Annotated in this window: 7 protein-coding genes; 5 read left to right on the forward strand and 2 right to left on the reverse strand. The window is 65.0% G+C overall.

Annotation, left to right across the window (positions count from 1 at the left end; all coding sequences use genetic code 11):
* The first annotated feature begins 52 nt into the window (after window positions 1–52).
* Genes pvdM through pvdO form a run of 3 tightly spaced genes read left to right on the forward strand, consistent with a single transcriptional unit; the run spans window position 53 to window position 3,722 of the window.
* The gene (gene pvdM, locus PVZ78_RS21025; RefSeq protein WP_009049989.1) at window positions 53–1,462 is read left to right on the forward strand and encodes a pyoverdine-tailoring dipeptidase-like protein PvdM; all 1,410 of its coding nucleotides are present in this window, start codon (window positions 53–55) and stop codon (window positions 1,460–1,462) included.
* 21 nt (window positions 1,463–1,483) lie between these two features.
* Window positions 1,484–2,782: a pyoverdine-tailoring periplasmic protein PvdN gene (gene pvdN, locus PVZ78_RS21030; RefSeq protein ID WP_273829198.1), complete on the forward strand. Its 1,299-nt coding sequence runs from the start codon at window positions 1,484–1,486 to the stop codon at window positions 2,780–2,782.
* A gap of 46 nt (window positions 2,783–2,828) precedes the next feature.
* Entirely contained in the window at window positions 2,829–3,722 is an 894-nt protein-coding gene (gene pvdO, locus PVZ78_RS21035) for a dihydropyoverdine dehydrogenase (protein WP_050999736.1), read from the forward strand.
* A 54-nt stretch (window positions 3,723–3,776) separates the two neighbouring features.
* Here the strand turns inward: pvdO and PVZ78_RS21040 are convergent, their stop codons facing one another.
* Window positions 3,777–4,640: a formyltransferase family protein gene (locus tag PVZ78_RS21040; RefSeq protein ID WP_009049992.1), complete on the reverse strand. Its 864-nt coding sequence runs from the start codon at window positions 4,638–4,640 to the stop codon at window positions 3,777–3,779.
* 187 nt (window positions 4,641–4,827) lie between these two features.
* Between PVZ78_RS21040 and PVZ78_RS21045 the strand changes: the two genes are divergently transcribed.
* Both PVZ78_RS21045 and PVZ78_RS21050 read left to right on the forward strand, forming a co-directional pair.
* Window positions 4,828–6,480, forward strand: a complete 1,653-nt coding sequence (locus tag PVZ78_RS21045; RefSeq protein ID WP_016702397.1) for a cyclic peptide export ABC transporter — start codon at window positions 4,828–4,830, stop codon at window positions 6,478–6,480.
* Window positions 6,481–6,574: 94 nt separating this feature from the next.
* Window positions 6,575–9,049 (forward strand): TonB-dependent siderophore receptor, encoded by a 2,475-nt coding sequence (locus tag PVZ78_RS21050; protein ID WP_273829199.1) that lies wholly within the window; start codon window positions 6,575–6,577, stop codon window positions 9,047–9,049.
* A gap of 409 nt (window positions 9,050–9,458) precedes the next feature.
* Here PVZ78_RS21050 and PVZ78_RS21055 read toward each other — a convergent pair.
* Window positions 9,459–16,427 (reverse strand): non-ribosomal peptide synthetase (locus PVZ78_RS21055; RefSeq protein ID WP_273829200.1); only part of this gene is annotated, 6,969 nt, incomplete at its 5' end.

Consider the following 16,427-nt stretch of genomic DNA (forward strand, 5'->3'; position numbering starts at 1 on the left):
TTGCGCCTCCCGCTCCGGCCCCGTCATCAGCCCGCCTGCGACTGGGATAGCAATGATCAAATTACCTGGTAAGAAAACCCTCTACCTGAGCCTGCTGGTACTTACTGTCGCCGTACTCGGTGTCGGTGCCGGGGCCGCCTGGCACTACTACTGGAAGGACCGGGTGTCTTACCCCAGCGAAATCGTCAAGCACGCCAACGACCTGCAGGAACGCATCATCTCCTTCGACAGCCATATCACCGTGCCCCTGGATTTCGGCACCGAAGGCACCGAGGCGGACAAGGACACCCATCGCCAGTTCGACCTGGTCAAGGCCGGTCGCGGCAGGATGTCCGGCGCCGCCCTGAGCATTCTCGCCTGGCCGGAAATGTGGAACGGCGCCAACGCCCCGCATCGCCCCACCGCCGGCTTCGTCGAAGAGGCCCGGCACCAGCGGGAGACCCGCTACCGGATCATCCAGGGCCTGGTGCGCGACTTCCCCAACCAGGCGGCCATTGCCTATACCCCCGCCGACCTGCGCCGCATCGCCTCCGAAGGCAAGCTGGCAGTGGTGATCAGCCTGCTCAACGCCTACGCCATGGGCGACGATCTCGACCAGCTGGACAAGTGGGCCGCCCGCGGCATGCGTCTGTTCGGCTTCAGCTATGTGGGCAATAACGACTGGGCCGACTCCTCGCGCCCGCTGCCATTCTTCAACGACACCCGGGACGCCCTCGGCGGCCTCTCGCCGATCGGCAAGCAGGCCGTGCGCAGGCTCAACGACCTGGGGGTGGTGATCGACGTCTCACAGATGTCCAGCAAGGCCCTGGACGACGTCGCGGCCCTGACCCGCGCGCCGGTGGTGGCCTCGCACTCCGCGCCCCGGGCGCTGGTGGACATCCCGCGCAACCTCAGCGACAAGGAACTGCAGGTGATCAAGGCCACAGGCGGGGTGGTCCAGGTGGTGGGCTTCTCCACCTACCTGCGGCCCCTCAGCCAGCCGACCCTGGACAAGCTCAACGCCCTGCGCCAGCGCTTCGACCTGGGCCCGCTGCAAGGCCTGGAAAACGCCCTGATGCCGGGCGACGCGGTCATCACCATCTGGCCGGAACAGCGCTTCGGCGAGTACGCCAGCTCCCTGTACGGCATTCTGGAAGAAGAGCCCAAGGCCAGCCTCAAGGACTATGTCGACGCCATCGACTACACAGTGAAGAAGGTCGGCATCGATCACGTCGGCATCAGCTCGGACTTCAACGAGGGCGGCGGCGTCAACGGCTGGATGAACGTGGCGGACAACCGCAACGTCACCGCCGAACTGATCCAGCGCGGCTACAGCGATATCGAGATTGCCAAGCTCTGGGGCGAGAACTACCTGCGCGTCTGGGAACAGGTGCAGAAACTCGCCAAGCCGGTAAGCCCCACCGCGCAACCTGCCACGCAACCCGCCACACATCCCGTCGAACCACCCGCCGTCGCCGGCTGAACCCTGACCACGAGAATCCCTGTGACCAATCGTCGGACCTTCCTCAAGCACGCGAGCCTGCTGGCCGCCGCCCTGCCCCTGGGCACCTTCGCCATCGGCCAGGCCCGGGCCGCCGCCACGCCCGCCACCCACCAGCAACCCTGGGACCAACTGCGCCAGCTGTTCGACCTCGACCCGGACTATGTGCACCTGGCCAACTTCCTCATCACCTCGCACCCCAGGCCCGTGCGCGAAGCCATCGAAAAATACCGCGCGGTCCTGGATCGCAACCCGGCCATGGCCATGGACTACGACACCCAGTACACCTGGAAGCGCGAGGCCCAGGTGCGCGAGAGCGTCGGCCGCTACCTGCAGATCAAGCCCGCCCAGGTGGCCCTGACCGGCAGCACCACCGAAGGCCTGGCCATGATGTATGGCGGCATTCACGTGCGCCCCGGGCAGGAGATACTGACCACGGTGCATGAGCACTACTCGACCCGTAACGCCCTGAAGTTCCGCACCCAGCGCGACGGCACCCAGGTGCGCACCATCGAGCTGTTCAAGTCGCCCCACCAGGTCTGCGTCGATGAAGTGCTGGGCAATATCGACCGCAGCATCCGCCCCAACACCCGCGTACTGGGGATGACCTGGGTGCAATCGGGCAGCAGCGTCAAGCTGCCGATCGGCGAGATCGGCAAGCTGGTGGATCAGCACAACCGCAACCGCGACGAGGCCGAGCGGATTCTCTACTGCGTCGACGGCGTCCACGGCCTGGGGGTGGAGGACGTCACTTTTGCCGACCTCAATTGCGACTTCTTCGTCGCCGGCACCCATAAATGGATGTTCGGCCCGCGGGGCACCGGGATCTTCTGCTCGCGCTCGGAAAAGCTCGAGCACCTGACGCCGATGGTGGCGACCTTCTCCGAGAACCAGGACTTCGCCACCACCATGACCCCCGGCGGCTACCACAGCTTCGAGCACCGCTGGGCCGTGGACCAGGCCTTCGACCTGCACATGCAGCTGGGCAAGGCCAACATCCAGGCGCGGATCCACCAACTCAACAGCTACCTCAAGCAACGCTTGCAGGAACTCCCCGGCATCGAACTGGTGACGCCCCTGAGCCCGCAGCTGTCCGCTGGCTTCACCTTCTTCCGCGGCCCGAACCTGGACACCGACGCCACCGCCGCCTGGCTGATCGAGAACCGCATCCTGGTGGATGCGGTGTACCGCGACGCGGGGCCGCTGGTGCGCATGGCGCCCGGCCTGCTCAACAGCGAAGCAGACATCGACCGCGCCATGGACCTGCTGGGCAAGCGCCTGCGCGCCGGCAAGACCGCCTGAGCCCCTCGCCCACTTCTTTTCTCTACATTGCACAAGGTTATTGATGATGAAACCTGTCGCCTGCTCCTCACTCGCCGCGCTGTTCGGCTGCCTGGTCAGCCTCAATGCCCAGGCCGTCGAGCCGCCCAAGCCCGGCAGCGTGTTCAAGGACTGCAAGAACTGCCCGGAGATGGTGGTGCTGCCCGCCGGCAGCTTCGTCATGGGCACCCCCGAAGACGAAGTCGGCCGAGAGCCCGACGAAGGCCCGCAGCATACGGTGACCTTCAACAAGGCCTTCGCCATGAGCCGCTTCCACGTGACCGCCGGCGAGCTGGACGCCTACATCCGCGAGACCGGCACAGTGATCAAGGACGGCGACGAGCGTCCCGGCCGCCTGTGCCAGGCCAGCAAGCCGCGTTATGAACAAGGCCCGCGCCAGCCCGCGGTCTGCGTCGACTATGCCGACGTCCAGGCCTATGCCCGGTGGCTGTCGAAGAAGACCGGCCAGCACTACCGGATGGTCAGCGAGGCCGAGCGCGAGTACGCCGCGCGGGCCGGCAGCAGCGGCTCGTTCCCCTTCCCCTTCGATGAAGAAGGCCAGTACCAGATCACCCAGCACGCCAACACCTACGGCCCCAAGGACGGCTACAGCTACAGCGCCCCGGTAGGCAGCTACCCGCCCAATGCCTTCGGCATGTATGACATGCACGGCAATGTCTACGAGTGGGTCGCCGACTGCTGGCACCCCGACTATGTCGGCGCGCCCGCCGATGGCAGGGCCTGGATGGAGGAATCGGGCGGGGTGTGTCTCGACGCGCAGATTCGCGGCAACGACTGGGGCGAGGCCCCGGTGTTCTCCCGCTCGGGCAACCGCAACAGCCGCAAGCGCGAAGTGCGTGGGGATTGGTTGAGCTTCCGTGTCGTGCGCGAACTGGAACAGCCCGGCACCCAGCACCAGTAAAAGGCCCGATCGACAGCGATCAAGCGCGAGCGTCGCGCCTGATCGCCGCGGGCCTCAGGCGCCGGCCCGGGATTCGCCGACCGGCTGCTGGCCAAGCTGCTCGGCCAGCAGCGCCAGGCCTTCATGCAAGGCCGGGAACAGGCTGTTGTTGAAGTTGTTCCAGCGCAGTTCGAGGATGGTGTCCTCGGGCGCGATCTCGGTGTTGAGCACGTCGTGGAACACCTCGCCGGAATCGATGCCGTTGTCCACGTAGTGGAACGAGGCCCCGGTCATGTACAGCGGCTCGACCGGCTCGGTTTCCCGCGTAGCCCAGTCCACCACCTTCTGCCCACGGGCACCGTACAGCGCATTCCAGGTGGCATAGGCGCCGCGACGCTCATAGGGCGACTCGAGGCGGGTGATGCCCGGATGGATGTTCATGATCCGCCGCGCGAAAGGCGCGCCCGGGCGCACCAGCTCGTCGAGGATCACCAGCAGGCCGTCGAGCACCACGATGTCGGCCTTGAGCTCCACCAGGGTGTCGTGCAGGCGACGCTCGAAATCCTGCTTGCCGGCGATATGCTCGGCCGAGCCCCGCGGATGACGGCGATAGGTGGACGGCACGCTGAGCAGCAGGTCGTTGACCAGGCGCCCCTGCACCTGCAGGTCGGCCGGGTACAGCCATTGCCGGCCGGGCTGATAGGCAAAGCCGTAGTCGCTCACCAGTTGCTGGTCCCGTGGCGACTGCTCGTCATCGTCATACACCACCCCTACCAGGTTATACGCCTCGCCCAGGGGCGTCTGGTTCAGCGATTCCACCAGGAATTCCAGCACCGACTTCATGTAGCGCTCGTGATCCTTGTAGGCCACCGGTTGCCCGGCCTTGTCGGCCGCCGCGTTCCTCAGGGACCAGACATACACCAGATTCTTTTTCGTCATTTGCTCGCTCTCGCTGAATGGGCCAGGCACGACGTCGTTACGCGTGCACCTCCAGAACAAGAACGAAGCAGGCGCCGGGCAATTTATCCGCGCCCGCGGCCACGCTAAATACTCCCGCCAACGGTTCGTCTGTTCATGAGTACGGGTCTTTCTGCCTCGACCCTTCATTCACTGCCGGGAACCCCTTATGACCGACCCCAAGCGCGGAGCCTTTCACGGACTGCTCGCCCTGCTCAGACCCTTTCGTACCACTGTCGTGATTTCCGTTGCCCTGGGCATGGTCGGCGGCCTGGCCATCACCCTGCTGCTGGCCACCATCAACAACGCCCTGCACTCGGCGACCGGCATGACCCAGGGCGTGGTCCTGACCTTCGCCGCCCTGTGCCTGCTGGCGTTGACCAGCTCGATCGTCTCGGATATCGGCACCAACTACGTGGGCCAGCGCATCATTGCCGCCCTGCGCAAGGACCTGGGGGAAAAAGTACTCTCGGCGCCCATCACCCAGATCGAACGCTACCGCTCCCACCGCCTGATCCCGGTGCTGACCCACGACGTCGACACCATCAGCGACTTCTCCTTCGCCTTCACCCCGCTGGCCATCGCCACCACCGTCACCCTGGGTTGCCTGGGCTACCTGGCGTACCTGTCGTTGCCGATGTTCCTGATGATGGTGGTCGCCATCATCATCGGCACCAGCGTGCAACTGGTGGCCGGCGGCAAGGGCATCAAGGGCTTCGACGAAGCACGCGACCACGAGGACGAACTGCAGCGCTACTACAACGCTATTGCCTCCGGCGCCAAGGAACTGCGCATCCACCGGCCACGGCGCTTTCGCATGAACACCCAGCGCATCCAGAAAACCGCGGACCGCATCAGCGATATCCAGGTGCGCTCGGTGAACATCTATATCCTGGCCAAGAGCTTCGGCTCGATGCTGTTCTTCGTGGTCATCGGCCTGGCCCTGGCCATGCAGGCCTACTACCCGAACCCGGACCCCGCCGTGATCACCGGTTTCGTGCTGGTGCTGCTGTACATGAAGGGCCCCCTGGAACACGTGGTCGGCTACCTGCCTATCGTTGGCAAGGCGAAGATCGCCTTCGCCCGTATCCGCGAGCTGTCCGAACGCTTCTCCTCCCCCGAGCCGCATCTGCTGATGGACGACAGCGAAGCGCCGCAAGCGGTGGTGCACAGCCTGGAACTGCGCGGCGTGAGCTACAGCCCGCCGCCCGTGGCAGGCAGCGAGCCGTTCCACCTGGGCCCGATCAACCTGAACATCAGGCAGGGCGACATCGTCTTCATCGTCGGCGAGAACGGCTGCGGCAAGACCACCCTGATCAAGCTGTTGCTGGGCCTGTACCAGCCCCAGTCCGGGGAGATCCGCCTCAATGGCGAAGCCGTGACCGACCGGCTCCGGGACGACTACCGGCAGCTGTTCACCACGGTCTTCGCCGACTACCACCTGTTCGACGACCTGGTCCAGGGCAATGCCGGCAAGTCGCTGGACATCGCCACCCAGTACCTGGACCGCCTGGAAATCGCCCACAAGGTCAGCATCAAGGATGGCGCCTTCACCACCACCGACCTCTCCACCGGCCAACGCAAGCGCCTGGCGCTGATCAATGCCTGGCTCGAAGAGCGCCCGGTGCTGGTGTTCGACGAATGGGCCGCCGACCAGGACCCGGCCTTCCGGCGGATTTTCTATACCGAGCTGCTGCCGGACCTCAAGCGCCTGGGCAAGACCATCATCGTCATCAGCCACGACGATCGCTACTTCGATATCGCCGACCAGCTGGTGCGCATGAAGGCCGGGCAAGTCATGAGCGATCTGCAACCGGCGTGATTGTTTCCGGTTTCTGGCAACTGGTGCGTCTCACAGACAGAACTGAGAATTACTAGCATTAACAATCATTACCTCTGCCGTTTTATAAGAGCACATGAGCATGCCCGCACAACATCGACTGACTCCTCTGGCCAAAGCCCTGCTTGGCCAGGCGTTCTCGCCGAGAATGGCTTCCTGCACCCTGGGCCTGGCCCTGACCCTGCCCTTGATGGCCCAGGTCCAGGCCCAGGAAATCCATTTCAATATCGCCGCGCAATCCATGGCGTCGGCCCTGCAGGAGTTCGGGCGCCAGGCCAACCTGCAAGTGCTGTACAGCCCCGACGATGTGCAAGGCAAGCGCAGCAATGCGCTCTCCGGCAGCTACTCGCCGGAGCGGGCCATCGCGGCGATGCTCAATGGCACGGGGGTCGCCTATTCCCTCAAGGGCAACTCGGTGACCATTCTCAACCGTGCTTCCGCCGGTTCACTGGAACTGGGGACCAGCACCATCACCGCCCAGGGCCTGGACTCGACCACCGAAGACACCGGTTCCTACACCACCGGGTCCATGCAGACCGCCAGCAAGCTGGCCCTGACGGCCCGGGAAACACCGCAATCGGTCACGGTCATCACCCGCCAGCGCATGGATGACCAGAACATGAAGACCCTGGAGGACGTGCTCAAGGCCACCCCGGGCATTTCCGTGACCAAGGACGGTCCGCAGCGCCCGACCTTCTACTCCCGCGGCTTCGCCATTGAAAACCTGATGGTCGACGGCTTGTCCAACGACCTGAGCCACTACCTCAGCCGGGACATGAACTCCACCCCCGACATGGCGATCTTCGACCGGGTGGAAGTGGTGCGCGGCGCCACCGGCCTGATGCAGGGCGCGGGCAACCCCTCGGCCGCGGTGAACATGGTGCACAAGCGTCCGACCGCTACCCCGCGGGTCACCCTCACCGGCAGCGCCGGCAGCTGGGACAACTACCGCACCGAGTTCGACGCCTCCAACGCGCTGAACGAGAGTGGCACCCTGCGTGGCCGGATAGTCACCGCCTACCAGACCAAGGACAGCTTCCAGGACTTCGTCAGCTCCGAGCGCTCGGTGTTCTACGGCATCACCGAGGCCGACCTGAACGAAGACACCACCTTCACCTTCGGCATCTCCAACCAGAACGCCAACAACAACACATCCTGGGGCGGCCTGCCGGTGGCCGCCGACGGCAGCGACCTGCACCTGAAGCGCTCGACCTACCTGGGCAGCGACTGGGAATTCTGGGACCAGGACAACACCACCGCCTTCACCCGCCTGGAATACCGCTTCGCCAACGACTGGAAAATGCTCCTGGCCGCCAGCAAGAGCTGGTCGGACCTGAGCATGCTCGGCTCCATCCCGATGCGCACCTGGCAAAGCGACTACGTCGAGTTCGGCCAGAACATCGGCCGGTACGACTACAAGGACAAGCAGAGCAGCTACGACGGTTATGTCAGCGGTCCCTTCTCGCTGTTCGGCCGTACCCACGAACTGGTGGTGGGCGCCAGCAAGCGCGACCTGAAGTTCAAGGGCAAGGGCCTGCCCATCGACCTCGAGACCCACACCGACCTGAACAATCCTTCCGGCATTCCCAAGCCGGACATGAGTGCCAACCCCTGGACACAGGACCGCACCAGCGAACTGAAGAGTACCTACGTCACCACGCGCCTGAACCTTGCCGACGACCTGAAACTCATCCTCGGCGGACGGCTGGACTGGTACGACTACGATGTGACCACCACCTGGAACGGCAAGCCCTCCTCCACCAGCCTGCCCAACAAGGTCACCCGCAACCTGACCCGCTATGCCGGCGTGATCTACGACCTGGACCAGCATCACTCGGTCTATGTCAGCTACACCGACATCTTCAAGCCGCAGACCGAGCTCGACGCCTCCAACAACGCGCTCAAGCCCATCGAAGGCAAGAACTACGAGATGGGCATCAAGGGCGAGTACTTCGACGGTGCCCTGAATGCCAGCGCGGCGATCTTCCGCATCGACCAGGAAAACCGCGCCAAGCTACTGAACCCCATTCTGTGCCCTCCGGGGAACGACTGCTATGAAGCCGCGGGCGAAGTGCGCAGCCAAGGTATCGAGCTGGAAATCAACGGCTCCCTGGCCCCGGGCTGGCAGCTGGGGGCCGGCTACACCTACGCCTCGGTCAAGTACACCAAGGACTCCGACCCGACCAAGGAAGGCACCCTGTTCGACACCGATATCCCGCGCCATGTGTTCAAGGCCTTCACCACCTACCAATTGCCCGGCGACCTCAACCGCTGGACCATCGGTGGCGGCCTGTATCGGCAGAACACCATCTACAACAAGGGCACCAACGAATACCTGACCACCTTCGACTACCACATCGAACAAAAGGCCTACACCCTGGTGGACCTGATGACCAGCTACAAGGCCTCGGAGAATGTGAACATTCGCCTGAACCTCAACAACGTCTTCGACAAGCGTTACTACCAGAGCATCAGCAGCAACACCGACTACGGCAACAACTTCTACGGCGATCCGCGCAACGCCATGGTCACCGTCAGCTGGTCGCTCTAATCTCCTCCCCTGACCCGGGGTCGGCACCAACGGCGACGGCCCCCTCGACACCGCCCTGCCCACGTCGGATCCACGGCCCCAGCGCCCGGTCCGACGCCTTTTCCCCTCCCCTCTAGATGCCAGCCGCCGCCGATAGCAGCCGCCAGGCACACAAGACATAAGCAGGCCTTCGCTGGCCAGCCAGCGCCTACACCAGCCCGCTTGCATCACGCCCCCTATCCCTGTCCCCGCTCCTCCGTAGGAACCGGCTTGCCGGCGATCGCAACCGCCAGGCGCGCAAGGCATAAGCACGCCTTCACAGACCAATCGCTGCCTGGGCGGTGGATGGGGTTTCGAGGGAAGCCCGGGCAGAAAAAGACAGGCACAAAAAAGGCCTGGACCGTTACCGGTCCAGGCCTGGGGCTCGCCCTCAGTTCAAGCAGGTCAGCAAGTGCTTTCTGAAACTTGCCAGCAGGATCTCGCTGTTCACCATCTCCTCATGGCGGGAGCCCGTCTTCAGCGACGCCACTGGCCGTCCGCCCAGCACCTCCCGGCCCATGGCCTGTTCCAGGGCCTGGATGGCCTGGTCGGAATAATCGCCGGACCACCACAGATGAGGCGCGACCTGCAACGGACGATAGGCATAGGCCGCGGACAAGGCGCTCAAGTCATTGAACACGGCGCTGACCAACGACGCATCGAACTCCGCCTTGAACAACCCCAGCACCCGCTCCAGCTCGCCGGGCTCCAGGGCGATATTGCGCGACACCCAGCCATGGATGCTGGGCCCGTTCAGCTCGGCCTCCTGCATCAACCGCTGCCCGATCAGCTCGGCGCTGGCCGGGAACAGCAGGCAAAGCTTGTCGACGATCGCCCGCCACTCGGACTCGGCCGTCACCGTGACCGGCACTGCCTGTTCCTCGACCCTGTCCTCCACCGCCGCCTGGGGCGGTGTCGGGTCGAGCAGCCCGAGGAAGCGCACCGTCTCTCCCACTGCCTCCAGCTCGCTGGCCACATCCATGGCAATCGACCCGCCCAGGGACCAACCGGCCAGGTAGTAAGGCCCCGCCGGCTGCACCTGGCGGATGCTGGCCACATAACGCTGGACCATGGCCTGCCAGGAGACTTCGCTCCAGTCGGCCTGCAGATAGGACTGATGCAGCACGCCATACACCGCGCAACGATCGCGCAGTCGCGCCGCCAGCGGCAGGTAGCCATACACGCTGCCCCCCGCCGGGTGGAAGCAGAACAGCGGCTGGCCGGAGCCTCCCAGGGCGATGACGTTGTCCGCCACAGCGGCCTGGCCGGCGTCGACGACGACCAGCAGTTGCCCGACAGTCGGCGCGCTGAACAGCGCATTGATGCTCAGCTGCAACCCCAGCGCCTGGTTGAGGGCGCCGATCAGGCGCAACGCATCCAGGGAGTGGCCACCCAGTTCGAAGAAGTTGTCGTCCAGCCCCACCTGCTCGATACCCAGGACCTCGGCCCAGATCGCCGCGACCTGTTGCTCCAATTCGCTTTGCGGCGCGACATAGGCCTGCTGCAGCATGCTGGCGTCGGCCTTGGGCAGGGCCTTGCGGTCCAGCTTGCCGTTGGGGCTCAGCGGCAGCGCCTCGAGGAACAGCAGGTGCGCTGGCAGCATGTAGTCCGGCAGCACTGCCTTGAGCGCCGCTTTCAACTGCTCGCGCAACCGGGCCTGGTCGTCCTGGCTGTCTGCGCTCACACCCTGGGCGGTGACCAGATAGGCCACCAACTGCGGACCACCGGCCGCGTCCTGGGCCAGCACCACCGCTTCACGCACTTGCGGCTGTTCCAGCAACCGGGCTTCGATCTCGCCCATCTCGATCCGGAAACCGCGGATCTTCACCTGATGGTCGATGCGTCCGGCGTAGTCGATCACACCGTTGGCGTTATAACGCGCCAGGTCGCCGGAACGGTACAGGCGCCCGCCGTCCTGGCTGAACGGGTCGGGAATGAAACGCTCCGCCGTCAGGCCTGGGCGATCGTGGTAACCCCGGGCCAGCAGCTCGCCGCCGATCATCAGCTCACCAACGACGCCGTTCAGCGGCAGGTTGCCGCTGTTGTCCAGCAGGTAGATGGAACGCCCGGGCAACGCCTTGCCCAACGGGATCACCGCGGGCAACGGCTCGGCACCGCTCAGGTAAGCCTCGCAATCATGGGCGGTGGCACTGACGGTGGTTTCGGTCGGGCCATAGGTGTTGAGCAGGCAAGCGTCCGTCAACCCGGCCTGTTTCCAGGCGGCCACGCCTTCGGCCGGCATAGCCTCGCCGCCCAGGTTGAGCTGGCGCAGGCGCCCGAAGTCCCGTGGTCCCTTGGCCGCGAAATCCTTGCCGAGCATGAACCAGTAGGCGGTGCTCAGGTCGACGATGCTGATGCCCTGTCCGATCAACTCGCGGTAGAAGGTTTCGCTGTCCCACAACGCCTTGCCGCGGATCACCACCGAGGCGCCGCAGATCAGCGCCGGGTACAGCTGTTCGACAAAGGCGTCGAAGTTGAAGGTGGAGAATTGCAGCCCGCGGTCCTCGGCGGTCATCTTGAAATAATCCCGCGCAGCCCGCGCATGCTGGCTCAGGGCGTTATGCGTGATGCTGACGCCCTTGGGCCGGCCGGTGGAACCGGAGGTGTACATCACATACGCCAGGTTCTCCGGGTTGCTGCGTTGAACCGGATTGCCCCGGTCAGCGCCGGCCAGCCACTCATGGCCCTGGTCCAGGCACAGGTGCGGCACTTCCACGCCTGCGCGCAGACGCTCGAGCAATGGCGCCTGGGTCAGCAGTAACTGGATGCCGCTGTCCTGCATCATGTAGTGCAGGCGGTCCTGCGGGTATTCAGGGTCCAGCGGTACGTAGGCGCCCCCGGCCTTGAGCACCGCCAGCAGGCCGACAATCATGTCCAGCCCGCGCTCCACGGCGATGCCGACCCGGACATCCGGGCCGACGCCCTGCTCGATCAGCTTGTGGGCCAACTGGTTGGCGCGCTGGTTGAACTGGCCGTAGCTCAGCTGCCGGTCGCCACACAGCAGCGCCACCGCATCCGGGGTGCGCCGGGCCTGGGCCTCGATCAACTGGTGGACGTTCAAGTCACGGCCCACTTGAGTGAGCGCGCGGCGCGACTCCAGTTCGCTGGCCGCCCGTTGCCCGTCACTGAGCAGGGACATCTCGCCCAGGCACTGCCGGGCATTGCCGGGCATGGCCAACAGCAGATGCCGCAACCCGGCGGCCAACTGCTCGATCGCTGCGGCGCTGAAGTGCTGCAAGGAATAGCTGTAGTCGAACGACAAGCGTTCAGCGACGAACACCGACAGGGTCAGCGGGTAGTTGGTCTGTTCATGATTGCCCACCGCGCCGAATTGCAGCTGCGCCGGCGAGCCTTTTTCCAGGGCCTCGGACACCGGGTAGTTCTCGAACACCAGGATGTTGTCGAACAGCGCTTCGCCCCCCAGGCCGGCCCAGCGCTGCACGTCATACAGCGGCGTGTGTTCGAAGTCGCGCAAGGCCAGGTTGCGTGCCTGCACCACCTGCAGCCACTCGCCCAGCGACTGCTCCGGACGCGGCGCGGCCACCACCGGCAGGGTGTTGATAAACAGGCCGATCTGCTGCTCCACGCCTTTAAGCTCCGCGGGACGCCCAGACACCGTAGCGCCGAACACCACCGTGTCCTGCCCGGTGCAGCGTTGCAGCAACAGCAGCCAGGCGGCTTGCACCAGGGTGTTGACCGTGACCTTCTGCTGGCGGGCGAACTCGCTCAAGCCTTGAGTCTGTTGCTCGTCCAGGGTGCAGGAATGGCTGGCATGGCCGCGCTCCTCCAGCGCCTGGGCGCCCGGAGCGAGAGCCTGGGCCAGGCGCGTCGGTTCATCCAGGCCCAGCAGTTGCTGCTTCCAGAAGTCCTCGCTGACCTGGGCGTCCTGGCGTTGCAGCCAGGCGATGTAGTCGCGATAGCGCCCGGTCAGGTGCGCGGGCAGCTGGCCGGCATAACGTTGCAGCACTTCGCCGAGCAGCTGCGAATTGCTCCAGCCGTCCATCAGGATGTGATGGTTGGTGTAGATCAGGTGATAACGCTGCTCGGTCGTACGCACCAGGGTCAGGCGCAGCAACGGCGCCGTCGCCAGGTCGAAGCCGCGCTGGCGCTCGGTCGCCGCCAGGGTGTCCAACGCCTCTTGCAACTGCGCCTGCCCGCGCCAGTCATGCTCGGCGCACTCCAGGCCGACCTGCTTGTACACCACCTGGATCGGCGCCGGCAGTTCGCCCTGCCAGAGGAAGCCGCTGCGCAGGATGTCATGGCGCTCGACAGTCGCCTGCCAGGCCTGGCGGAAACGCTCGGGGTCGAGCCCGTCCACGTCCACCCGCAACTGGTTGATGTAGTCGCCGCCCTGCTGCTCGTACAAGGTATGGAACAGCATGCCCTGCTGCATCGGCGACAGCGGGTAGAGGTCCTCGACCTGTGTCAGCGGCACGGGCAAGCGATCCAGTTGCTGCTGGTTCAGGCGTGCCAACGGGAAGTCCGACGGCGTGACACCACGATGCTGCGGCTGGCTGCAATGCTCGATCAGCGCCTTGAGCTCCTCGGCATAGTCATCCGCCAGGCGCTGGATGGTCGCCGGCTCGAACATCGCCTGGCTGAAGCTCCAGCCCAGGCTCAGCTCGCCGCCATAAACCTGGCCATTGAGGGTCAGCCAGTTACCCAGGGGCGCCTGCGGGCTCTGGTCTTCACCCTTGGCTTCACCGGCCGGTATGAACAACGCCTGCTCTTCATCGAAGCTGGCGTCGAACTGGCCCAGGTAGTTGAAGGTGATGCGCGGCACGGCCAGGGCCGCCAAAGTCTGCTGGGCAGCCTCGTCTCCCAGGTAACGCAGGGCACCAAAACCGATGCCCTTGTTCGGCACCGCGCGCAGCTGTTCCTTGATCTGCTTGATCGAGTCGGCCAGGGCCGCCTGCGGCGTGAGCTTGACCGGGAACACGCTGGTGAACCAACCCACAGTGCGGCTCAAGTCGAGGTTGTCGAACAGGTCTTCGCGACCATGGCCTTCCAATTGCACCAGGGCGCTGTCACCACCGGTCCAGCGGGTGATGACCCGGGCCAGCGCGGTCAACAGCAGATCGTTGATCTGCGTGCGGTAGGCCGCCGGGGCATCCTGCAGCAGGCGCTGGGTATCGCGCTTGCTCAGTCGGGTGTCGACGCTGCACGCGTGCTGGTTCTGCAGCCCGTCGCTCGCGTGATCCCAGGGCAGGTTCGAGTCGACGCCTTGCAGCTGCGCCTGCCAGTAAGCCAGTTCCTGTTGCAGGGCTGTGCTGCGGGCATACGCCTGCAACTGCCCGGCCCAGGCCTGGGTCGAACTGGACTTGGCCGGCAGCGACTGGTTGCCCAGCAACGCCTGCAAGTCTTCCAGGAGGATCCGCCAGGACACCCCGTCCACCACCAGGTGGTGGAAGATCAGCAACAAGCGCTGACTCTGGTCAGCCAGGGTAAAGAGCACGCCACGCAGCAGCGGACCGTCCTGCAAGTTCAGGCTGCGCTGGGCGCGTTCACTGCATTGCTGCAACTCCTGATCGTTGGCCACGCTGGCCTGCCACAGCAGTTGCGCCTGCTCGTCGAACTCGGAAAACGCTGCGCTCCAGCCCCCCTCGCCCTCGACAAAACGCAGGCGCAGGGCGTCATGCTGCACCGTCAGCGCCTGCAAGGCCGTTTCCAGGACATCCGCTTGCAGCGGCTGGGCCGGCTTGAGCAGCACCGACTGGTTCCAGTGCTGACGTTCCGGCACCGGGGTGTCGAAGAACCACTGCTGGATCGGCAGCAGCGCCGTGGTCCCGCGCACCGGACCCTGGTCGATCTGCAACCCGCCTTCGCCCTGCTCCGCCACCGTGGCCAGCCCTTGCACCGTCTGGTGCTGGAACAGGTCTTTCGGGGTAAAGCGGATACCGGCCTGACGCGCGCGGCTGACCACCTGGATCGAGATGATCGAGTCGCCACCCAGTTCGAAGAAGTTGTCGGTCACGCCGACCTGTTCCAGCTTCAGCACATCGGCCCAGATGGCGGCGATCTGCTGTTCCAGCTCGTTTTGCGGCGCGACATAGGTCTGCTGCATCAGCTGTGCATCGACCTTCGGCAGCGACTTGCGGTCCAGCTTGCCATTCGGCGTCAGCGGCAGCGCTTCGAGGAACAGCAGGTAGGTCGGCACCATGTAGTCCGGCAGGTTTTCCCGCAGGCGGGCCTTGATGCTTTCCCGCAGCTGCGCCTGGCATTCGTTGCTCGAAGTAACCTGCGCGTCCACCGGCACGATGTAGCCCACCAGTTGCTGGCCGCTCGGGCCTGGCTGGGCGATCACCGCCACTTCCAGTACCGGCTCCTGTTCCAGCAAGCGCGCTTCGATTTCGCCCAGTTCGATACGGAAACCCCGCACCTTCACTTGATGGTCGACACGCCCCACATACTCCACCAAACCGTCGGTGCGATAACGAGTCAGGTCGCCGCTGCGGTACAAGCGCGCACCGCTGATGCTGTAAGGGTCGGGAATAAAACGCTCGGCCGTCAGCCCCGGCCGATCCAGGTAGCCCCGGGCCACGCCCAGGCCGCCCAGGTACAGCTCGCCCGCCACGCCCACCGGCAGCAGGTTGAGGTTGGCATCGGCGACGTAGGCGCTGCGGTTGCCGACGATATTGCCGATCGGTGCATAAGCCGCGTCGCACGGATCGCCGGCCTTGGCCTTCCAGATCAGCGGGGTGACCACGGTTTCGGTCGGGCCGTAGCCGTTGAAAATGTACTTCGGCCGCAGCACGCGCCAGGCCAAGTCATAACTGGCCTGCGGCACCGCGTCACCGCCGAAGCAATAGACCCGCACCGCCGGCGGGTTGCCGTCGCGTTCGGCGTGCACCGCCAGCTGTTGCAGGTACACCGGCGGGAACACGCCCACGGTGACGCCGTAGCGGTGCATCTGCTCGTAGGTGTATTCCGGCGACCACAGGCTGTCATCGCGGATCAGCACGCTGGCACCGTAGATCAGCGGGTGCATCCAGCCCTCATGGGAACCGTCGAAAGCGAAGGACATAAAGTGCAGCTCGCAATCGGCCGGGCTCATTTCATAACGCTCGCCGGTGGCCAGGCTGTGCATCGCCAGCGGGCCATGGGACACCGCCACACCCTTGGGCAGGCCGGTGGAGCCGGAGGTGTAGATCACGTAGGCGAGGTTTTCCTCGGCCAGGGTCACCTCCGGGCTGGTCATCGGGTAAGCCGCAAAGTCAGCCGCGCCTTCGACGCTGAGGGTCGGCAAACCATCGGGAATCGGCAGGCGATCCAGCAGATGGCTCTGGGTCAGCAGCAACCAGGCACCACTGTCCTGCATCATGTAGCGCAGGCGGTCCTGGGGATATTCGATATCCAGCGG

The sequence above is a fragment of the Pseudomonas sp. SBT1-2 genome (assembly GCF_028640875.1).
GTDB classification, from domain to species: Bacteria; Pseudomonadota; Gammaproteobacteria; order Pseudomonadales; family Pseudomonadaceae; genus Aquipseudomonas; species Aquipseudomonas chlororaphis_I.